Origin of the sequence: Streptomyces sp. AC550_RSS872 (genome assembly GCF_019049285.1) — a bacterium.
Taxonomy (GTDB): Bacteria; Actinomycetota; Actinomycetes; order Streptomycetales; family Streptomycetaceae; genus Streptomyces.
In genome coordinates this window covers 123,836-143,442 of record NZ_JAGMUL010000014.1, presented here as the reverse complement: position 1 = coordinate 143,442, position 19,607 = coordinate 123,836, and the positions used below count along the sequence as shown (strand labels likewise).

The 19,607-nt window shown below is 72.2% G+C and carries 17 protein-coding genes; 10 read left to right on the top strand and 7 right to left on the bottom strand.

Annotated features, from left to right (window positions below; genetic code table 11):
- Positions 1–77 precede the first annotated feature (77 nt).
- Positions 78–1,361, top strand: coding sequence for an acyl-CoA dehydrogenase family protein (locus KUM44_RS05575; RefSeq protein WP_217206609.1), 1,284 nt, complete (start codon positions 78–80; stop codon positions 1,359–1,361).
- Positions 1,358–1,843: a nitroreductase/quinone reductase family protein gene (locus KUM44_RS05570; protein WP_308402495.1), complete on the top strand. Its 486-nt coding sequence runs from the start codon at positions 1,358–1,360 to the stop codon at positions 1,841–1,843. Before KUM44_RS05575 ends, KUM44_RS05570 begins: the two co-directional genes overlap by 4 nt.
- Here KUM44_RS05570 and KUM44_RS05565 read toward each other — a convergent pair.
- Positions 1,838–2,461, bottom strand: a complete 624-nt coding sequence (locus KUM44_RS05565; RefSeq protein WP_217206608.1) for a LysE family translocator — start codon at positions 2,459–2,461, stop codon at positions 1,838–1,840. The genes KUM44_RS05570 and KUM44_RS05565 overlap by 6 nt on opposite strands.
- Positions 2,462–2,543: 82 nt before the next feature.
- Here KUM44_RS05565 and KUM44_RS05560 point away from each other — a divergent pair, with 82 nt between their 5' ends.
- Complete coding sequence (locus KUM44_RS05560) at positions 2,544–2,996, top strand: Lrp/AsnC family transcriptional regulator (protein ID WP_217206607.1); 453 nt, start codon at positions 2,544–2,546, stop codon at positions 2,994–2,996.
- A gap of 67 nt (positions 2,997–3,063) precedes the next feature.
- On the opposite strand, the gene KUM44_RS05555 is transcribed toward KUM44_RS05560, so the two are convergent.
- Positions 3,064–3,711 carry a TetR family transcriptional regulator gene (locus KUM44_RS05555; RefSeq protein ID WP_217206606.1) on the bottom strand — a complete coding sequence of 216 codons (648 nt, stop codon included), beginning with the start codon at positions 3,709–3,711 and terminating at the stop codon, positions 3,064–3,066.
- A gap of 122 nt (positions 3,712–3,833) precedes the next feature.
- On the opposite strand from KUM44_RS05555, the gene KUM44_RS05550 reads away from it, so the two are divergent.
- The 3 genes from KUM44_RS05550 to KUM44_RS05540 all read left to right on the top strand — a co-directional run bounded on the left by KUM44_RS05550 (position 3,834) and on the right by KUM44_RS05540 (position 7,884).
- Positions 3,834–4,571 (top strand): VOC family protein, encoded by a 738-nt coding sequence (locus KUM44_RS05550; RefSeq protein WP_217206605.1) that lies wholly within the window; start codon positions 3,834–3,836, stop codon positions 4,569–4,571.
- Positions 4,572–4,816: 245 nt separating this feature from the next.
- Positions 4,817–7,192: a PQQ-binding-like beta-propeller repeat protein gene (locus KUM44_RS05545; RefSeq protein ID WP_217206604.1), complete on the top strand. Its 2,376-nt coding sequence runs from the start codon at positions 4,817–4,819 to the stop codon at positions 7,190–7,192.
- 185 nt (positions 7,193–7,377) lie between these two features.
- Positions 7,378–7,884: a hypothetical protein gene (locus KUM44_RS05540; protein ID WP_217206603.1), complete on the top strand. Its 507-nt coding sequence runs from the start codon at positions 7,378–7,380 to the stop codon at positions 7,882–7,884.
- Position 7,885: 1 nt separating this feature from the next.
- Here the strand turns inward: KUM44_RS05540 and KUM44_RS05535 are convergent, their stop codons facing one another.
- The 3 genes from KUM44_RS05535 to KUM44_RS05525 are packed head-to-tail and all read right to left on the bottom strand — an operon-like array spanning position 7,886 to position 10,236.
- Complete coding sequence (locus KUM44_RS05535; RefSeq protein WP_217206602.1) at positions 7,886–8,659, bottom strand: enoyl-CoA hydratase/isomerase family protein; 774 nt, start codon at positions 8,657–8,659, stop codon at positions 7,886–7,888.
- Positions 8,656–9,072, bottom strand: a complete 417-nt coding sequence (locus tag KUM44_RS05530) for a Zn-ribbon domain-containing OB-fold protein (RefSeq protein ID WP_217206601.1) — start codon at positions 9,070–9,072, stop codon at positions 8,656–8,658. Before KUM44_RS05530 ends, KUM44_RS05535 begins: the two co-directional genes overlap by 4 nt.
- A gap of 15 nt (positions 9,073–9,087) precedes the next feature.
- Positions 9,088–10,236: a lipid-transfer protein gene (locus tag KUM44_RS05525; RefSeq protein ID WP_217206600.1), complete on the bottom strand. Its 1,149-nt coding sequence runs from the start codon at positions 10,234–10,236 to the stop codon at positions 9,088–9,090.
- Positions 10,237–10,338: 102 nt separating this feature from the next.
- On the opposite strand from KUM44_RS05525, the gene KUM44_RS05520 reads away from it, so the two are divergent.
- Entirely contained in the window at positions 10,339–11,934 is a 1,596-nt protein-coding gene (locus KUM44_RS05520; protein ID WP_217206599.1) for a FadD3 family acyl-CoA ligase, read from the top strand.
- Between the two features lie 92 nt (positions 11,935–12,026).
- Here KUM44_RS05520 and KUM44_RS05515 read toward each other — a convergent pair whose 3' ends face one another.
- Both KUM44_RS05515 and KUM44_RS05510 read right to left on the bottom strand, forming a co-directional pair.
- Complete coding sequence (locus tag KUM44_RS05515) at positions 12,027–12,215, bottom strand: hypothetical protein (protein ID WP_217206598.1); 189 nt, start codon at positions 12,213–12,215, stop codon at positions 12,027–12,029.
- Between the two features lie 212 nt (positions 12,216–12,427).
- The gene (locus KUM44_RS05510; protein ID WP_217206597.1) at positions 12,428–15,394 is read right to left on the bottom strand and encodes a BTAD domain-containing putative transcriptional regulator; all 2,967 of its coding nucleotides are present in this window, start codon (positions 15,392–15,394) and stop codon (positions 12,428–12,430) included.
- Between the two features lie 196 nt (positions 15,395–15,590).
- Here KUM44_RS05510 and KUM44_RS05505 point away from each other — a divergent pair, with 196 nt between their 5' ends.
- The 3 genes from KUM44_RS05505 to galE all read left to right on the top strand — a co-directional run bounded on the left by KUM44_RS05505 (position 15,591) and on the right by galE (position 19,606).
- Positions 15,591–16,823 (top strand): amidohydrolase family protein, encoded by a 1,233-nt coding sequence (locus KUM44_RS05505; protein ID WP_217206596.1) that lies wholly within the window; start codon positions 15,591–15,593, stop codon positions 16,821–16,823.
- 129 nt (positions 16,824–16,952) lie between these two features.
- Positions 16,953–18,545, top strand: coding sequence for a glycosyltransferase family 2 protein (locus KUM44_RS05500; protein ID WP_217206595.1), 1,593 nt, complete (start codon positions 16,953–16,955; stop codon positions 18,543–18,545).
- 89 nt (positions 18,546–18,634) lie between these two features.
- Entirely contained in the window at positions 18,635–19,606 is a 972-nt protein-coding gene (gene galE / locus KUM44_RS05495) for a UDP-glucose 4-epimerase GalE (protein WP_217206594.1), read from the top strand.
- Position 19,607: the final 1 nt, after the last annotated feature.

Sequence of the window (19,607 nt, the reverse complement as noted above, 5' to 3'; positions counted from 1 at the left end):
TTGCGGTCCTCCTAATATGACGGTCCGTCAGATCTGGAGGGAAGGGCCTCTGGAGTCAAGAGCCGGAGGGAAGACCCATGGACGCCAGCTTCACCCCCGAGCAGGACGAGATCCGCCGCACCCTCCGCGAGCTGCTCCACAGCCGCTGCGGCCCCCGCGAGCTGCGCGCGGCCGTCGACACCCCGGCCGGCCACGACCCGGCCCTGTGGACCGCCCTCGCCGAACAGCTCGGCCTGCCCGGCCTCGCCCTCCCCGAGGCCTACGGCGGCGTCGGCTGCTCGGCGACCGAACTCGCCCTCGCCTGCGAGGAGGTGGGCCGCTCCCTGGCCCCCACCCCCCTCCTCGCCACCGCCGTCCTCGCCGCGCCCCTGATCCTCGCCCTCGGCACCGACGCCCAGCGCACCGCCCTGCTGCCCCGCCTCGCCTCCGGCACGCTCACCGCCACCCTCGCCGTCCCCGGCCCCGCCCTCGCCACCGCTCTCGCCCTGACCGGCGCCAACGGCGGCGACTGGGCCGGCAGCGGACGCGCCGGGGGCGTGCAGGCGCGGCGGGCGGAGGACGGCTGGCGCCTGTACGGACAGGTCGACCAGGTGCTGGACGGCCACAGCGCGGGCGTCCTGCTGGTCGCCGCGCACGCCGGAGGCTTCGCCCGGTCGCGGACGCTGCTGTTCCTGGTGAGGGGGGAGGCCGCCGGGGTCGTACGGGCACGGCAGACCGCCCTGGACGCGACCCGGCCGCAGGGGCGGCTCCAACTCCGCGATGTGCAGGCCGAGTTGCTGGGCGAGGAGGGCGCGGACGTACTGGGTGCGCTGGCGGGCGTGGGGCAGCTGACCGCCGCCGTACTGGCCTGCGAGGCGGTGGGCGCAGCCGACCGCGCACTGGACCGCACGGTGGAGTACGTGAAGCAGCGGGAGCAGTTCGGGAGATCGATCGGCTCCTTCCAGGCGGTGAAGCACAGGTTGGCGGACGTGTACGTGGCGGTTCAGGCGGCAAGGTCGGCGGCGTACTACGCGGCCTGGGCCGCAACGCCCCCCAGGGGCGCGGGCGGTGTCGATATGCGGCTCCGCCGCGCGGGCGCGACCAGCCACAACGAACCCGCAGCCGCCCGACAACACACAGCGGCACCCCCAGAGGCGCACCTCGCCCTCGCCCAAACGCTGGACGCACTCCGAACCGCCTCCGCCGAAAGCATCCAGTTCCACGGCGGCATCGGTTTCACCTGGGAACACGAGGCTCACCTGTACTTCAAGCGGGCCGCCGGCGACGAACTGCTCTTCGGCCCGGCGCACCGGCTGCGCGCGCACGCCGCCGACACGGCGCGGCTCTTCGAGACGCCGCAGACACAGGAGGTGGCGGTGTGATCGGCGTACCCGTGGTCGTGCGAGCGGTGCAGAAGGTGTCCTCGACGCGGGGCTTCGCCAAGGCCGCCCCGCATGTCATCCCCGCGCTCGACCGTGCCGTGCACCGGCTCACACGCGGAAAGGTGCTGCTCAGCGCCCAGATGCTGCCCGGCGTGATCCTGACCTCCACCGGCGCCCGCAGTGGACGGCCCCGCCGTACGCCGCTCGCCTGCATGCCCGAGGACGACGGCCGCTCCTGGATCCTCGTCGGCTCGAACTTCGGCCGCCCCGGCCACCCCGCCTGGACGCACAACCTCCTCGCCCACCCCGACGCCGAGGTCAGCTGGAAGGGCAGGGACATCCCGGTCACCGCCCGGTTGCTGGAGGGCGAGGAGCGGGCGGCCGTCTGGAAGACCGCGCTCGCGTTCTGGCCGCCGTACGCGACGTACCAGGCCCGGGTGGAGCGGGAGATCCGGCTCTTCAGGATCGTCCGCAGGTCATAGGGTCGCCAGGCGCTGAACCAGCAGAAACGCGCCGATTCCCAGCATCGCCGCCCCGGACGTGCGGGCGACCGCGCGGGCCGCCGCCGGGCGGGCGCCTAGGACCGCGCGGGCCGCGAGGCCCACCGTCAGATAGACGGCGGCGCAGCACGCCATGTGGAGCAGTCCGAAGACGGCCGTCTGGGCGGGGACCGGCAGATGGTCGCCCGTCGTCACCAGGAACTGCGGCAGCACGGACAGGTAGAGCAGCAGGCCCTTGGGGTTCAGGCCGCTGATCGTTGCCCCGCGCAGGAAGGCACGGGCCGGGCTCGTGGCCACGGCCTCCTCGGCCGCCCCCGGTGTCCCCGGCCGGCGCAGCACCCCCCACCCCAGCCACACCAGATACGCGGCGCCCACGGCCGTCAGCGCGGTGAGCAGCCCCGGCTCGCTCGCCACCAGCACGGCGAGCCCGGCCGCCGCGAGGACCGTGTGCAGCGCGTATCCGGTGACCAGGCCCGACACCGCCGTCACCGGGGAGCGGTCGCGCAGTCCGGCGGAGATCGCGTACGCCCAGTCGGCGCCCGGCACGCAGACGAGGAGCAGGTCGATGGCGAGGAAGGAAAGGAGCAGTCCGGAGTCCATGGTGGCGAGATTAGGCGGGAACGGCCCGAAAGTGTTGTCGAAGTTTGCCCGTGATCCGCCTTGATGAGGGAAGATCTGCCTCATGGACGACGTGGACAGAAAGATTCTTGCCGAGCTCCAGCAGGACGGGCGGCTGACCGTGACCGAGCTGGCCGCGCGGGTGCGGCTCAGCGTCTCGCCGTGCCACCGGCGGCTGCGGGAGCTGGAGCGGGCCGGTGCCATCAGCGGGTACCGGGCCGTCGTGGAGCCGGCCGCCGTCGGGCTGACTTTCGAGGCGCTGGTCTTCGTCTCCATGCGGCAGGAGGACCGGGACACGGTCGCCGAGTTCGAGCGGGCCATCGCGGACATCCCCGATGTCCTGGACGCGCAACGGCTGTTCGGCGAGCCCGACTACCTGCTGCGGGTCGCCACCGCCGACCTCGCCGCCTTCCAGCGGCTGTACGACGAGCGGCTGGCGACCCTGCCGGGGGTGCAGCGGCTCACCTCGACACTGGTGATGAAACACGTCGTACGGGATCGTCCGCTGCCCGCATAGCACGGCAGGCGGCGGCCCACGTCGGGTGAGCCACCGCCTGCCAGACAGGACTTGCTGAACCGGAGTACTACTTCGTCGGCTTCTTGCCGGTCACGCCCAGGTGGACCAACAGGGCGAGGTTCGGCTTGAGTTCGGCCTGTTTGACGCCCCAGGTCTGGAAGCCCTTCTGGTGCGAGGCCACCGCCGCGAGCATCGCGACGATCGAACCCGCCATCGCGGCCGGGCTGACGTCCTTGTCGACCTTGCCCTTGGCCTGCAACTGAGTGACCGCTTCGGTCAGGGAGTTGTTGACCGAGTTCAGGATCTTCATACGGATCTTGTAGAAGCGTTTGTCGCCCTCGGACGCGCCGAGGTCGACGACCCGCAGGATCGCGTCGTTCCTGCGCCAGAACTCCAGGAATCCGTCGACGAGTTCCTGCGCGGTCTGCCAGCCCGCCTTGCCGACCCAGCTGCGGCCCTCGACGAGCTCGGTCAACCCGGCTCCCTCGGTGGCCATTTGCTCGGCGATCTCCAGGACGGCGCCCTCGACGTCCGGGAAGTACTGGTAGAAGGTCGCGGGCGAAGTGCCCGCTTTCCGGGCGACATCGATGACTTTGACGTCCCGGTACGGGGAGGAGCTGAGCATCTCGCTGAGGCAGTCGAGCAGCTTCTGCCGGGTCGCCTGCCCACGCCGGCCGGCCACGCGGCCGTCGACGGTACGCACTTGTCCTGTCATGTCGTCAGCTTACCGAGGCGTGATCGGGGCGCGATTCGGCCGACTGCAAATGGGGTGCACGAGTATGCGGAGGCTGGTGTGCCTGGTCTGCGCGCCGCGTAAGACGCCGTTACTTTTGCCGCATGGCCGAAAACAGGGCATCCACGAACGGAACGGGATACCCGGAGGGTGTTCCGTGCTGGGTAGACGCACAGCTCTCCGACGTGGCGGCGGGCAAGCGGTTCTACGGTGAGCTCTTCGGGTGGGACTTCGAGGAGGCGTACGACTCCACCGTGTGGGCGCTCCTCGGCGGTGACCGCGTCGCCGCGCTCGCCCGCAAGCCGGACGGGCGGCTGCCCACCGTGTGGACCGTGTACTTCGCCACCCCGGACGCCCGGGCGCTGGGGGAGCGGATCCGTGCGGCGGGCGGGCAGGTGGTCATCCCGCGCGTGCGGATGGGGACGGGGCTGGGGGCCGCCGCGCTGGTCACCGACCCCGAGGGTGCCGTCTTCGCGCTCTGGGAGGCAGGCAGCCACCAGGGCTTCGGCCGACGGCACGAGACCGGCACCTTCGCCTGGGCGCAGCTGTACGCCCGGGACACCGAGGCGGCCAACGCCTTCTACGGCGAGCTCTTCGCCGACGCCCTGTTCGGGCCGGAGGCCAGGCCCGACTTCGGCCGCGCGGCCGTCTCCGAGGTCTTCCCGGCGATGATGCCGCCCCATTTCGTCGTCCACTTCCGGGTGGACTCCTGCGCGCAGACCCTCGGCACGGTGAACCGGCTCGGCGGGCGCGTACAGGTGCCGCCCTTCGAAACGTCGTACGGCACGGTCGCCGTGGTCACCGACGACCAGGGGGCGTCGTTCGCGGTTCTTGAGCGCTGACTGGAACCTCCGCCCCCTGACCGCACTCTTATCCCCGGCGTCCCACTATGCGAACCGGCGCTTTCCGTGACCGCCGGAGTGTGCTTTTGTCCCGAGACACCCCGTTCCGCCCTCGGGTTCGCAACCACGCCCCCGGACAGGAAGAATCGGGGTGCGTGCCGCCGAGGCGGTGCGGTGGTGAGACGCTGCACGGGGTCGCGTACATATGTGGATGGCGGGGCCCGTACGGGGAGGTGGCAGGCAGAGTGGTGGATCAGCTGACGCAGCACGATCCGCGCAGGATCGGGCCGTTCGAGGTGCTCGGACGGCTGGGTGCCGGCGGCATGGGGCTGGTCTATCTCGCGCGCTCGGCTTCGGGCCGGCGCGTGGCGATCAAGACCGTGCGTACGGAGCTCGCCGAGGACCAGCTGTTCCGTGTCCGCTTCACCCGTGAGGTGGAGGCGGCCCGGGCGGTCTCCGGCTTCTACACGGCCGCGGTCGTCGACGCCGACCCGCGCGCAGCCGTGCCGTGGCTGGCCACCGCGTACGTCCCCGCGCCCTCCCTCGAGGAAATAGTGAACGAGTGCGGGCCGCTCCCGGCCCAGGCGGTGCGCTGGCTCGCGGCGGGGGTGGCGGAGGCGCTCCAGTCCATCCACGGCGCCGGTCTCGTCCACCGCGACCTCAAGCCGTCCAATGTGCTCGTGGTCGAGGACGGTCCCCGCGTCATCGACTTCGGTATTGCGTCCGGCGTTTCGAACACCCGTTTGACGATGACCAACGTCGCGGTCGGTACGCCCGCATACATGTCGCCGGAGCAGGCGAAGGACTCCCGCAGCGTGACCGGCGCGAGCGATGTCTTCTCGCTCGGTTCGATGCTGGTGTTCGCCGCCACCGGACACCCCCCGTTCCACGGTGCCAACCCGGTCGAGACCGTCTTCATGCTGCTCCGCGAGGGCCCGGACCTCGAAGGCCTCCCGGACGAGCTGCGCCCGCTCATCGAGTCCTGTATGCAGATGGAGGCCACGGCCCGCCCCAACCCGGCCGACCTCCAGGCCCAGCTCGCCCCCCACCTCTTCGGCTCCGGCACCGACGACAGCGGCACGGCGTCGGCATGGCTGCCCGAGCGGGCGGTCGGCCTGATCGAGTCGCGCAGAGGCGGCCGCCCGGCGGCGAAGCCCTCGCCGTCCTCCGGCCGCAGCGGGGGCGGCCGCGTCGCCCCCGCGCCCCTGCCGCCCCCGCCCTCGCACGACCCGGTCGTCCCGGGCCCGCAGCCCTCGCCCGTCCCGGTCGGTGCCCCCGACACCGGCCCGGTCCGGCTGGCCGGCGCCGCCGTCCCCATCGGCCCCGGCCCTCGCGTCGCCGACGCCCGCGCCGCCGCCATGCAGGCACCCCCGCCCGAGGCCGGCCTCGTCGCCTCCTGGTCCAAACCCCGCCCCGGCGTCAACGGCACCGACCCCGCCGTGGGCCCCGCCGTACCCGCGCTGCCGCCCACGCCCCCGGAGCCGGCGGCCGGCTGGCGGCCCTGGCGTTTCCGCATGTCGAACGACGTCTGGGGCACCCCCTCCGTCGCCGACGACCTCGTCTACGTCACCTCCTTCGAGGTGCACGCCCTCGACGTCGCGACCGGCCGCCGCCGCTTCAAGACGCGGGACGTCGCCTGGTCGATGGCGGTCGCGGACGGCCGTATCCACGCCTCCGACGGCCCGACCCTGTTCGCCCTGGACAGCAGGGAGGGCGGCGACCTGTGGCGGCTCCAGACGGACGCCTGGGTGTACTCCCTCAAGGCCGAGCGGGGCACGGTCGTCACCGGCACGCGCGGCGGCGGCGTCCAGGCCTGGGAGGCCTCGAACGGCCAGAAGCTGTGGGAGCTCACCGGGGCGCAGTCCGACTTCGAGTCCCCGGAGGCCGGACCGGCGCTGTACGACGGCACCGTGTACGTCTGGCAGGACGCCCGGCTGAAGGCCCTGGACGCCCGAACGGGCGACGAGCGCTGGTCGTACCCGATCGGCGACGCCGCCTCCTGCGGCGGGGTGCCGGTGCGGGTGGCCCAGGCGCACGACGGCTATGTGTACGTCTCGGCCGGGACGCGGGTGCTCGCGCTCGACGTGGTGAGCGGCCTGGTCCGCTGGCACTTCGAGGCCCCCGCCGTGTTCCTGTGCCCGCCGACCTTCGTGCCGGGCCCGGCCGTGACCGGCGGCGGCGTGTACCTCGCCGACTACCTCGGCACCGTCTACGCCCTGGACGCCACCGACGGCCGCGACCGCTGGCGCATCGCCACCGAGTCCCGTTCCTCGATCGAGCCGGTGCTGGTGGCCGGCGGCCATGTCCACGTTGGCAGCGGCAAGGGCCTGTACACGCTGGACGCGGTCACCGGGACGCCGAAGTGGCGCTTCCAGGCGGGCGGCGACATCGTGGGCGCCCCCGCGGTCGCGGAGGGCCGGATCCACTTCGGCTCCACCGACCACCTCCTCTACACCCTGAAGGCCGACGACGGCCGCCTGCGCTGGAAGCTCGCCACGGGTGGTGAGATCACCGGGTCGCCGGTGGTGCGGGACGGGGTCGTGTACGCGTGCAGCAAGGACCGGTGTGTGTACGCGCTGGATGCGGAGAAGGGCACGGGAACGGCACGCTCCGCTGGGTAGTGCCGGTGGGGTAGTGCCGCGTCCCGTTCGTGTTCGGGTGCGGCGCCGTTGTGGCTGGTCGCGCAGTTCCCCGCACCCCTGCGGGGCGCTCCCCGTCTCTTCACGGGTCCTGCACTTGGCGCTGCTAGCGTGACGTGCTCACGATCAAGTCAACGGGGCTGAAAGCCATTCGGGGGTCGCACGAAATGAAGATTCGCCATGTCCGCGCGGTGGCCGTCGTCGTCGGCGTCGTGGTCGCGCTGACCGGGGCCAAGCGCTCTAACGGCGGAGGCTGTGACGACAGTTCGAGTTCGAGTAGTTCGTCCAGCAGTTCGGGCGGCACGCACTACGACGACGATGACGACCACTCGTCCTCCGGCGGTGTCCCGGGCGGCGGCAGCAGCGCGACCGCGTCCGCCGAGGCCACCCAGGACGTGCGGATCCGCAGCTGCGTGTACGACGCGACCCGGGGCATCGTCGCCCAGGTCGAGGCCACCAACACCAGCAGCGTCACGACGTACACCTACGAGTTCGGCGTCACCTTCAAGGACCCGGGCGGCGCGCTCGTACGGACCAGCTCGTCCACCATCCCGTACGTCTCGGCCGGCACCACGGAAACGCTGGACGTGGCGGCCTCGTACGTCCCGGACGCCGCTGCGAGCACGAGCGGTGTCAGCTGCGCACTGGACGACGCGACCCGTACGGCGGTGTAGCTCAGCGGACGCGGTGGTCGCGACGCCGCGCCCGGAACAGCTCCGCCTGCCGCTCGCCCGGCAGGTTCCCGAGCGCGATCAGGTGCGGCGCCTGCGCGAACGCCTGGGCCAGGGCGGTCTCCTTCGCCGCCCACAGTGCCCGTACGGTCCCTTGCACCGCCTCGGTCGGATACCCGGCGATCACGGTCGCACGCTCGACCGCGGCGGCCAACGCCCCACCGGGCCCGGTGACTTCCGAGACCAGCCCGATCTCGTACGCCCGCCCCGCCGACAGCCGTTCCGCGCTCCCCATGAGCGCCATGCGCGCGGCCTCCCCGTACGGCATCCGCAGCGCCATCAGCATCGACTCGTAGGCGCTGACCATGCCGTAGGTGGTGTGCGGGTCGAAGAAGGCGGCGGTCGGGTCGGCGACGAGGAAGTCGGCCTCGCCCAGCAAATAGAACGCGCCGCCGCAGGCCATGCCCGTCACGGCGGCGATGACCGGCTTCCACAGGTCGTTGGACTTCGGCCCGGCCCGGAGTAGCGGATCGTCCTGCATGTAGGGGGAGGCGGGCTGCGGGACCACGGTGTCCCGGTCGAGGCCCGTGCAGAACGCCCGCTCCCCGGCGCCGGTGAGCACGACTGCCCGTACCGTGTCGTCGAACCTCAACTCCCGCCACGCCGCGATGAGTTCGTCCCGCATCGTGAGGTCGATGGCGTTGAGGCGCTCGGGCCGGTCGAGGGTGACGACGGCGACGCCGGTGTCCTTGTCGGCCGTGACGGTGAGGCCGCTCATGGGCGCTCCAGGGTCCACTGCGGCAGCCCGGTGGCGCCGAAGACGGCCTGGACCTTGGCGCCGATGCGGATCCGGTCCGGGGGGAGGGAGTTCAGGGGTGCGTCGGGGCCGGTGACGAGGTTGCCGACCAGGCGGATACGGGGGGCGTCGGTGAGTTCGACGACGATGACGTTGTAGGGGGCCTGCTCGGCGTAGTCGGGGAGCAGGGGCGGGTGAGGGACGACGTAGGACCAGATGCGGCCGTGTCCGCCGACCCGTCGCCACTCGCTGGCGAAGGACTGGCAGTGCGGGCAGCAGGGGCGGGGCGGGAAGCGGGGTTCGTCGCAGGCGGCGCAGGTCTGGACGCGGAGTTCGCCCTGGGCGGCGTACTGCCAGAAGGGGGCGCCGTCGGGGTCGGTGACGGGGGAGAGCATCCGTGGATCAACTCCTCAGTTTCGCAGCAGCAGCGCGGAGGTGGGAACGCCTTCGCCGGCGGTGACGAGACAGGTGGCGGCGCCGGGGACCTGGGCGGTACTCGTGCCGCGGAGCTGCTTGACGCCCTCGTTGATGAGGTTGAAGCCGTGCACGTAGGCCTCGCTGAGCCCGCCGCCCCCGGTGTTCATGGGCAGCCGCCCGCCGATCTCCAGGGCGCCTTGCTCGGTGAACGCGCCTCCCTCGCCTCTCCCGCAGAAGCCGTAGCCCTCCAGCGAGAGCGGTATGAGGGCCGTGAACGCGTCGTAGATCTGGGCGACGTCCACGTCCTGTGGAGTGAAGGCGGCGTGTTTCCACAGATGCCGGGCGGCGGTCCAGGCGGGTCCCGTGAGCGGGTCGTCGTTCCAGTAGTTGACCATGCCGTGGTGCTGGGCGGGCAGGCCCTGGGCGGCGGAGTGGACGTAGACGGGGGTGTGGCGGCAGTCGCGGGCGCGTTCGCGGCTGACGATGACGCAGGCCAGGGCGCCGTCGGTCTCCAGGCAGTTGTCGAAGAGGCAGAGGGGCTCGCTGATCCAGCGGGAGGTCATGTACATCTCGCGGGTCAGGGGGCGTTCGTACATCACCGCGGCCGGGTTCTGGTTGGCCCGGTTGCGGCAGGCGAGAGCGACGTTGAAGAGGTGGTCGCGGGTCGCGCCGTACTCGTGCATATAGCGGCGGGCGAGCATCGCGATCTCGTCGACGGGGCGCAGGAGGCCGTACGGGCGGGTCCACTGGGCGGGGGTGGGGAGTTGGGCGGCGGTGTCGCGCCAGGGCCGGGGACCGCTGCCGCGCTTGCGGGAGCGCCAGGCGACGCCGACCGTGGCCTGCCCGGCGGCGATGGCGGCGGCGAGATGCGCGACCGTGGCACACGAACCGCCGCCGCCGTAGCCGGCCTTGCTGAAGAAGGTCAGGTCCCCGAAGCCGACCGCCTTCGCCAGCTCGACCTCGTCGGTCTCCTCCATGGTGTAGCTGGCGAGCGCGTCGACCTCACCCGGTGCTATCCCGGCGTCGTCCAGGGCGGCGAGGACGGCGCGGCAGGCGAGGGTCTTCTCGTCCTCGGGGAGGCGTTTGGCGAACGGGGTCTGGCCTATGCCGACGATGGCGGTCGCGTCCTGGAGTCCGGCCATGTGCACACCTCCGCGCCTCGGACAGGCTGCTGACAGGGCGTCAGGCTACCGCTAATCTGACGGGTAGTCAGCTCATGCGTCCTGGGTTCGGGGAGGCCGATCGTGGAGTGGCAGAGCATCCCGGAGCTGGTCCGCCGGGCGGCCGAGCGGTACCCGGACACCGAGGCGGTGGTGGAGGGCCGGACCCGGATCTCGTACGGCGAACTCGGCGCCCGTGTCGAACGCTCGGCGGCGGCCTGCGTCGCGAACGGCATCGCGCCTGGCGACCGTGTCGCCATCTGGGCCCCGAACACGCTCGACTGGATCGTGGCGGCGCTCGGTGCGGTGTCGGCGGGGGCCGTGCTGGTGCCGCTGAACACCCGCTTCAAGGGCACGGAGGCCGTGGACGTGCTGCGCCGCAGCGGGGCCCGGCTGCTCTTCGTGACCGGCACCTTCCTGGGCACCTCGTACGTGGCGTCGTTGCGCAGGGCGGTCGCTCAGGGGCCGGGGCTGCCGGAGCTGGAGCAGGTCGTCGTGCTGTCGGACGACGCCCCGGCGGACTACCGCACCTGGAAGGACTTCCTGGCGAGCGGGGACGGGGTGAGCGGGGCGCAAGTGCGGGCACGGGCGGGGGCGGTGCAGGGCTCCTGGCCGTCGGACATCGTCTTCACGTCCGGTACGACGGGCCTCCCCAAGGGCGCGGTGATCACGCATGTGCAGACGCTGCGGGCCTACGAGGTGTGGTGCGACCTGGCGGGACTGCGGCAGGGCGACCGTTATCTGATCGTGAACCCCTTCTTCCACACCTTCGGCTACAAGGCCGGGGTGATCGCCTGTCTGATGCGGGGCGCGACGATGATCCCGCAGCCGGTCCTCGACGTCGGCACGGCTCTGGCGAACATCGCGGCGGAACGGGTTTCGGTGCTGCCGGGCCCGCCGACCCTGCACCAGTCACTCCTGGACCACCCGGCCCGTGACTCCCATGACCTCTCCGCGCTGCGGCTCGTGGTGACCGGCGCCGCGGTGGTGCCGCTCAGGCTGGTGGAGCGGCTGCGCGGGGAACTGGGCGTGGAGACGGTCCTGACGGCGTACGGCCTGTCGGAGGCCAGTGGCATCGTGACGATGTGCCGGCGCGGCGACGACCCGTCGGTGATCGCGTCGACGTCGGGCCGGGCGATACCGGGCACGGAGGTCCGCGTCGAGGCCCCGGTCGGTGAGCCCGGCGAGGTCCTGGTCCGGGGCTTCAACGTGATGCGTGGCTACTACGAGGACGCGGCGGCCACGGCGGAGGTGCTGACGGAGGACGGGTGGCTGCGGACCGGGGACGTGGGGGTGCTGGACCGGGAGGGCTACCTCCGGATCACCGACCGCATCAAGGACATGTTCATCGTCGGCGGCTTCAACGCCTATCCGGCGGAGATCGAGCAGATGCTGGGACTGCATCCCGATGTGGCGGACGTGGCGGTGATCGGCGTACCCGACGCCCGGCTGGGGGAGGTCGGCAAGGCGTACGTGGTGCGGCGGCCGGGGGCGGTGCTGACCGGGGACGACCTGATCGCCTGGGCGCGGCGGGAGATGGCGAACTACAAGGTGCCGCGGGTGGTGGAGTTCCTGGGGGAACTGCCGCGGAACGCGAGCGGGAAGGTGGTCAAGGGGGAGCTGCGGGGCGACCGGACAGGAAGGGAGCGAACGCCGTCCACGCCTCCCGGCCGCAGCTGACCCGACGGCAACCGTGCACAGGCGTCTTCACACACGTCGGCCGCGGCGGCCTCCCCTCCGCGCCGCCGCGGCCGTTCCCCGTGCGATGAGGCTTACTTCGCCGGCTTGAAGGGCTCCGACGTGGCGTGGATGTCCTTCGTCTCCAGCGGCTCCCCGGTGGCGTGGATGTCCCCCTGGGTGGTGGCGCCCCCGTCCGCCTTCTTCGTGTCGGCGGCCGCGGCCTCGACGGGCTCCGAGGTGGCGTGGATGTCAGCCGGCTTGACGACCTGCTCGTCACTCATGATCGTTGCTCTCCACTGGTCTTGTCGGTCGGTTGGCAAGGCCCGTCCGGTCACTCCCCCGAGGGTGGCCGGACGGGCCGTGGGCCGCTCACCTTAATCCGCGGGCGGTCGGCCCTCTTCCTCGACCCGTCTGCCCCCCGACGCGACGGATCGACTGCCTAGAGGATGTATGGCGGCGATAAACGAACGATGAACGCCGCGACGGGGCCCTCTCAGGCGGCCCGCACGGGAGACAGCAACTCCCGCACGGCAGCGGCCTCCGGGGAGCCCAACTCGTCGTAGATGGAGACGGCTTCCTCCCAGCAGACCCGGGCGCGCCCCGTGTGGCCGACGGCGGTCAGGGCGCGTCCGAGCACGGTGAGGACGTTGCCCCGCCGCCATTCCCCGCCGATGCCGCGCAGCACGGTCAGCGCCATCTCGGCGTTCGCCGCCGCCTGGGCGTAGCGCCGAGCGGCGATGTCGACCTCCGCCAGCCGGAACAGGGTCATGCCCTCCCACAGGCGCTGCCGGCTGTCGCGGAAGACCTCGAGGGCTTCGAGGAGCCGGTCGGTCGCGGGAGCGAGCTGTCCGCTCTGGGTGAGCGCCATGCCCAGCGCATAGCGGCCGTTCGCGCCGCGCATGGAGTTGCCCATGGCGTCGTAGATCTCCATGCCCTCCTGGGCGAGGGACACGGCGCTCGGGGTACGGCCGGTCGCCAGATGGATCCGGGAGAGGTTGCACAGGATGGCGGCCTCGCCCGGGCGGTCGTCCAGCGTCCGGAAGTGCCTTATGGCGTGGGAGAGATGCTCCTCGCCGTCCGCGTTGCGCCCCTGGTAGAGGGCGATGACCCCGCGGGCGTTGTGGGCCCAGCAGACGGGCAGCAGGTCGTCGGCCCGGTGGGCGAGGCTGATGACCTGTTCGGCTTCCTGGTCGGCCAGGTCGAACCGGCCGCTGTCGAGGTGCGCGTGGGCCAGGGTCATGAGCGCCCGGGCCTCGACCTGCTCCACGCCGACCCGCCGGGCGGCTTCCAACAAGGTCCTCGCCGTGGCCTCGTACTCCTTGGAGTTGGCCCCCGACTCCGAGATGTCGACGGCGGCCCACAGCAGGTCGATGGCGCGGCGCAGGGCGTCCGGGCGCTCGGCGCACTGGCGGGCGAAGGACAGCAGGCAGTTCGCCTCGGTGTACAGCCAGTCCCGCGCGTCCTTGCGGGCCTCGAAGGTCATCGCCGGATAGGCCGTGGTCGCCAGATGATCCACCAGCCGGTCGCCGGGCCGCTCGATCGCGTAGACCCCCGCCGCCGTGGCCAGATAGAAGTCCAGCAACCGGGACATCGCCGCCTCGCGCTCGCCCGGCGGCTGCTCGTCCCGCTCCGCGCACGCACGCGCGTAGAGCCGGACCAGATCGTGGTACCGATAGCGTCCCGGCGCCGCCGACTCCAGCAGGGACGTGTCGACGAGGGACTCCAGCAGGTCCTCCGTGTCCTCCGGCGGCAGATCCAGTACGGCGGCGGCAGCGGCCAGCGAGATGTCCGGGCCGTCGGACAGGCCCAGCAGCCGGAAAGCCCGGGCCTGGGCGGGCTCCAGGGCGCCGTAACCGAGCTCGAAGGTCGCCTTGACCGCCAGGTCACCGGCCTGGAGCTCGTCGAGCCGGCGCCGCTCGTCGGCCAGCTTCGCGGCGAGGACGGACACGGTCCAGGTGCGGCGCGCCGCCAGCCGGGACGCCGCGATACGGATCGCCAGCGGCAGGAAACCGCAGGCCGCGACCACGTCCAGCGCGGCCTCCCGCTCGGACGCCACCCGCTCCTCGCCGACGATCTTCGTGAACAGGGACAGCGCCTCGTCCGGGGACATCACGTCCAGGTCGACCAGGTGGGCACCCGCCAGGTCCACCATCCGCACCCGGGACGTCACCAGTGCCGCGCAGCCCTCCATGCCCGGCAGCAGCGGACGTACCTGGGCGGCGTCCTTGGCGTTGTCCAGCAGCACCAGGACCCTCCGGCCGTCCAGCACCGAGCGGTACAGCGCCGCCCGCTCCTGAAGCGAGTCCGGGATCGCCGAGTCGGCGGTGCCGAGGGCGCGCAGGAACGAGCCCAGCACCGTCTCCGGCTCGGCCGCCCGCGGGCCCGCGCCCTGGAGGTCGACGTAGAGCTGTCCGTCGGGGAAGGCCGAGCGCGCCTGGTGCGCGACGTGCACGGCGAGGGTCGTCTTGCCCACACCGCCGATGCCGGCCAGCGCGGACACCGCCATCACCCGGCCCTCGGCCGTGGCGAGGACCTCGCTGAGCTCGGAGACGAAGGCGGAACGGCCCGTGAAGTCGGGCACGGTCGCCGGAAGTTGGGCGGGGCGTACCGGTACCGCCGCCGGTTCGGCCACCGGCGCCGACGGCTGCGCGAGGCCGGGGTCGGCCTGGAGGATCCGCTGCTGGAGCTCCTTCAGGCCCGGGCGCGGGTCCACGCCCAGTTCGTCCGCCAGCAGGCGCCGCGTGTCCGCGTACACCGCCAGTGCCTCCGCCTGCCGGCCGCTGCGGTACAGCGCGAGCATCAGCAGCTCCCGCAGCCGCTCCCGCAGCGGGTGCGCCGCGGTGAGGGCCGTCAGCTCCGAGACCGCCTCCGCGTGGCAGCCCAGCTCCAGGTCCATGTCGAGGCGCGACTCTTGCAGTTGCAGCCGCCACTCCTCAAGACGGACCCGCTGGGCCTCCGCGTACGGCCCCGGGACTCCCGCCAGCACCTCGCCGGCCCACAGCGACAGCGCCTGCCCGAGCACCTCGCGCGCATGGCACGGGTCCCCGGCGTTCTTCGCCTTCTCCGCCTCCGCGGCGAGCTCCTGGGCCACGGCCAGGTCCAGCGCGCCGTCCTCCAGACCCCGTACGGCATAGCCGCCCGACTCGCTCACCAGGACTCCGGGGGTCAGCACCTTCCGCAGCCGGGAGGCGTACGTCCGGAGCGCCGCCAGCGCCTGCGAGGGCGGCTCCTCGCCCCACAGGGCGTCGATCAGCTCGGCCGCGGTGGCCGTGCGGCCCTCGCGCAGCAGCAGGGCCGCGAGCAGGGCGCGCTGCTGAGGGGAACCGGTGGGGAGCTGCTCCTCGCCGCGCCAGGCGCGTACCGGACCGAGCACGCCGAAGCGCAGCGCCGCCGCCGGCTCCGCCGCTGCTGCCGAGGAGCCGGGACCCCTCTGCTCCGGCACTCGCGGTACCCCGTCCATCCGTCCCCCTAGGCCCTGTTTACATCCCCGCCAGTTTGCCTTGTTCCGGCAGATGCGTCAGCTGTGGAGGGGCCGATCACGGGCAGGCGCGCGGGATATCACAAGGCCCTCACGTGGTCTCCGCAAGGCGGTGCCCACTCCCGCATGACGGACGGCATAGCTGACGGACCGTCAGATCAGCGCTACCGTGGCGGACATGGACACCGAGACCGCGTTTCCGCTGATCATCTCCGTCGACGACCACACCGTCGAGCCGCCCACCGTCTGGCAGGACCGGCTTCCGAAGAAGTACCTCGACACCGGACCGCGCATCGTCCGCGCGCCACTGAAGGAAATGACCTTCCTCGGCGGCCGCTTCAAGCCCGTCATGGGCCGGCCGGGCGACGACGGGCCCATCGGCGACTGGTGGGTGTACGAGGACCTGCACCGGCCGATCACCCGCCTCGACACGGCCGTCGGCTACAGCAGGGACGAGATCAAGCTGGAGGTCATCACCTACGAGCAGATGCGCGCGGGGTCGTACGACGTCCCGGCCCGCCTCGCCGACATGGACGTCAACCACGTCCAGTCCGCGCTCTGCTTCCCGACCTTCCCCCGCTTCTGCGGCCAGACCTTCACCGAGGCCGCCGACCACGAGCTGGGCCTGCTGTGCGTCCAGGCCTACAACGACTGGATGGTGGAGGAGTGGTGCGGCCCGGCGGCTCAGGGGCGGCTCATCCCGCTCACCCTCATCCCCCTCTGGGACGCCGAACTCGCGGCCGCCGAGGTCCGCCGCAACGCCGCCCGGGGCGTGCGCGCCGTCGCCTTCTCCGAGATACCCCCGCACCTCGGGCTCCCCTCCGTCCACACGGACGCCTGGGACCCCTTCCTCGCCGCCTGCGACGAGACCGGCACGGTCGTCGCCATGCACATCGGCTCCTCCAGCCGTATGCCCTCCACCTCCGCCGACGCCCCGCCCGCCGTCGGCTCCACCATCACCTTCGCCAACTGCTGCTTCTCGATGGTCGACTGGCTGATGAGCGGCAAGTTCGAACGCTTCCCGAACCTCAAGGTCATGTACGCCGAGGGCCAGATCGGCTGGATCCCCTACATCCTGGAGCGCGCGGACGTGGTCTGGGAGGAGAACCGGGGCTGGGGCGGGGTCGCCGACAAGGTGCACCGCCCGCCGTCCGAGCTGTTCGCCGACCACGTCTACGGCTGCTTCTTCGACGACGCCTTCGGCCTGCGTAACCTGGACGCGATCGGCGTCGGCAACGTCCTGTACGAGACCGACTACCCCCACTCCGACTCCACCTGGCCGAAGTCCCGCGAGGTCGGCCAGGCGCAGATGGGCCACCTGGAGCCGGACGTCGTGGAGCGGATCGTGCGCGGCAACGCCATCGATCTGCTGGGGCTGACGCCGGACGGGCTGTGGGCCCCGGCCCTGTGAGGCGGTTGCTGATCGCAAACATTCGAAATTGAACGGAACCCCGACCGCGTAGACTCCATCTTCCCCACCGAGGCGTGAAGCACCTCGTACATGACCATTCCGTACATATCTCATCGGTCGGGGCAAACCATGGCTCTCCAGCACGCGCAGGTCACCGTCGTCGTCATCGGGTACGACGACGCCGCCCATGTGGTGGACGCGGTGCGTTCGGCGCTCGCGCAGGGGCCGGCCGTCCGGGAGGTGATCGCGGTCGACGACTGTTCGTCGGACGGCAGCGTGCGGCTCCTCGAAGGACTGGCCGCCGAGGAACCGCGCCTGAAGGTGATCCGGCGCCCGGTCAACAGCGGCGGCTGCGGCACCCCGCGCAACGACGGGCTGAACGCCGCGACCTCGCCCTACGTGATGTTCCTGGACAGCGACGACGTGCTGCCGCCGGGTGCCGTCGACGCCCTGCTGGACGCGGCCGTGCGGCACGACGCGCCGGTCGCGGCCGGGCTGTGCCTGCGCAAGGAGCTGCCGTCCGGGCGCGAGACCCCCTGGCAGCACGAGCTGTACACCGGGCGCGCGCTGGTCGCCCACCCCGCCCGGCGGGTGAGTCTGGTGCGCGACACGCTCAGCGTCAACAAGCTCTACCGCACCGACTTCCTGCGCGCACACGGCATCAGCTTTCCCGAGGGCCGTTTCCCCTACGAGGACTTCGTCTTCACCGCCCGCATGCTCGCCGCCGGGCCGAGCATCGCGCTCGTCCCGGAGCCGGTGTACATCTGGCACGTGCGCCGGTCGGCGGCCCGGCTGTCGATCTCCCTCGACCGCGCGAACGTCGCCAACTGGCGGGCCCGGATCGAAGCCGACCGGATGTCGTACGACATCCTGCTGGCCGCCGGGGAGAAGCGGCTGGCGCAGGCGACGCGGGCGCGCTTCCTCGACCACTCGCTGCGGATGTACGCGCGCGAACTGCACCTGCGCGGCGCCGACTACCGGCGCGAGTGGTGGAACCTCACACGCGCGTACCTGGCCTCCTTCGACGAGAGCGACCTCACAGCGGCGCCCACACCCGGCCGGATCGTCGCCCGGGTGGTCCTCGCCGCCGAGGAGCCGCGCGACCTGCACCGGCTGCGGGAGGTCGCGGCCCGCCCGGCACGGCTGAACCCGCCGTACGCGTGCGCGGACGACGGTACCCCGGTCTGGTCGGCGGACCTGCCCCAGGCGGAGCTGGACCATCTGCTGCTCCGCCCGGCGCACCAGCTGCCCGCCGCCGTCGACGCCGAGCTGCGGCCACGCGTGCGCGGGACGGTGCTCCGGCTGCGCCTGCACGAGCTGTACGGGCGGATGGCGGCCGCCGGGCCGGAGAGCGTGGAGGCGGAGTTCGTGGAGCGGGACACCGGACGGCCGGCGTTCTCCGAGCGGGCGCCGCTCGCGGCCGACCCGGACTCCGAGACCTGGTCGGCCGAGTTCGCGGTCGATCTGGCGGCGCTGGGCGGCGGCACCTGGGACCTCCGGCTGCGGCTGCGCTTCAAGGACGGTTCCCACCGGGAGACCGCCGCCCACGCGCTCACGGGAGCCGGGCTGCTCGGCCGGCGCGCCCTGCCGAGCATGCGGTACGCCGTGCTGCTGGTGCAGCCGTACGCCACCCACTCGGGGGCGCTCGCGGTGCGCCTCGCGCCGGGCCTGAGCGGAGTGACGGACGTCGTACGCCGTCGCCTCAAGCGCTTCTTCCGCTGAGCCCCGATCCCGCTGAGCCCTGATCCCGCTGAGACCTGATCCCCCTGAGACCTGATCCCCTTGATATCCGATCCCACGAAGGGCTGTACATGACCTGGCTGATCACCGGTGGCGCCGGCTACATCGGGGCGCATGTGGTGCGCGCGATGCTCGACGCGGGCGAACGGGCGGTCGTCTACGACGACCTGTCCACCGGGTTTGCCGAACGGGTTCCCGAGGAGGTGCCGTTGGAGGTGGGATCCACCCTCGACGAGGCACGAGTGACGAGGGTGATCCGGGAGCACGGCATCGAGGGTGTCGTTCACCTCGCGGCCAAGAAGCAGGTCGGCGAGTCCGTCGAACTGCCGCTGCACTACTACCGGGAGAACGTCGAGGGCCTGCGCACCCTGCTGGCCGCCGTCACCGGCACCGGGGTCTCCTCCTTCGTCTTCTCGTCCTCCGCCGCCGTGTACGGCATGCCGGACGTGCACCTCGTCACCGAGGAGACGCCCTGCGTACCGATGAGCCCGTACGGCGAGACCAAGCTCGCCGGCGAGTGGCTGGTGCGGGCCACGGGCCGTGCGGCGGGCCTGTCCACGGCCTGCCTGCGGTACTTCAACGTGGCGGGAGCGGCCACACCCGAACTGGCCGACACCGGCGTCTTCAACCTCGTCCCCATGGTCTTCGAGAAGCTCACCGAGGGTGCCCCGCCGCGGATCTTCGGCGCCGACTACCCGACCCCCGACGGGACCTGCGTCCGCGACTACATTCACGTCGCCGATCTCGCCGAGGCCCATGTGGCCACCGCGCGGCGGCTGCGCGCGGCACCGGGCACGGACCTCACCCTCAACGTGGGGCGCGGGGAGGGCGTCTCGGTCCGCGAGATGATCGACCACATCAACAAGATCACCGGCCACGGCACCGCCCCGCAGGTCACCGACCGCCGCCCCGGTGACCCGGCCCGCGTCGTCGCCTCCGCGGACCGCATCGCCGCCGAACTGGGCTGGAAGGCCCGGTACGGCGTCGCGGACATGATCGCGTCGGCGTGGGCCGGCTGGACGGCGGCCCACCCCGTGGAGTGAG

What these genes read in the sequence shown, in the direction of transcription:
- KUM44_RS05575 (WP_217206609.1), top strand. Translation starts at nt 78, where the DNA reads ATGGACGCCAGCTTCACCCCCGAGCAGGACGAGATCCGCCGCACCCTC.
- KUM44_RS05565 (WP_217206608.1), bottom strand. Translation starts at nt 2,461, where the DNA reads ATGGACTCCGGACTGCTCCTTTCCTTCCTCGCCATCGACCTGCTCCTC.
- KUM44_RS05560 (WP_217206607.1), top strand. Translation starts at nt 2,544, where the DNA reads ATGGACGACGTGGACAGAAAGATTCTTGCCGAGCTCCAGCAGGACGGG.
- KUM44_RS05555 (WP_217206606.1), bottom strand. Translation starts at nt 3,711, where the DNA reads ATGACAGGACAAGTGCGTACCGTCGACGGCCGCGTGGCCGGCCGGCGT.
- KUM44_RS05550 (WP_217206605.1), top strand. Translation starts at nt 3,834, where the DNA reads ATGGCCGAAAACAGGGCATCCACGAACGGAACGGGATACCCGGAGGGT.
- KUM44_RS05540 (WP_217206603.1), top strand. Translation starts at nt 7,378, where the DNA reads ATGAAGATTCGCCATGTCCGCGCGGTGGCCGTCGTCGTCGGCGTCGTG.
- KUM44_RS05535 (WP_217206602.1), bottom strand. Translation starts at nt 8,659, where the DNA reads ATGAGCGGCCTCACCGTCACGGCCGACAAGGACACCGGCGTCGCCGTC.
- KUM44_RS05530 (WP_217206601.1), bottom strand. Translation starts at nt 9,072, where the DNA reads ATGCTCTCCCCCGTCACCGACCCCGACGGCGCCCCCTTCTGGCAGTAC.
- KUM44_RS05525 (WP_217206600.1), bottom strand. Translation starts at nt 10,236, where the DNA reads ATGGCCGGACTCCAGGACGCGACCGCCATCGTCGGCATAGGCCAGACC.
- KUM44_RS05515 (WP_217206598.1), bottom strand. Translation starts at nt 12,215, where the DNA reads ATGAGTGACGAGCAGGTCGTCAAGCCGGCTGACATCCACGCCACCTCG.
- KUM44_RS05510 (WP_217206597.1), bottom strand. Translation starts at nt 15,394, where the DNA reads ATGGACGGGGTACCGCGAGTGCCGGAGCAGAGGGGTCCCGGCTCCTCG.
- KUM44_RS05505 (WP_217206596.1), top strand. Translation starts at nt 15,591, where the DNA reads ATGGACACCGAGACCGCGTTTCCGCTGATCATCTCCGTCGACGACCAC.
- KUM44_RS05500 (WP_217206595.1), top strand. Translation starts at nt 16,953, where the DNA reads ATGGCTCTCCAGCACGCGCAGGTCACCGTCGTCGTCATCGGGTACGAC.
- galE (WP_217206594.1), top strand. Translation starts at nt 18,635, where the DNA reads ATGACCTGGCTGATCACCGGTGGCGCCGGCTACATCGGGGCGCATGTG.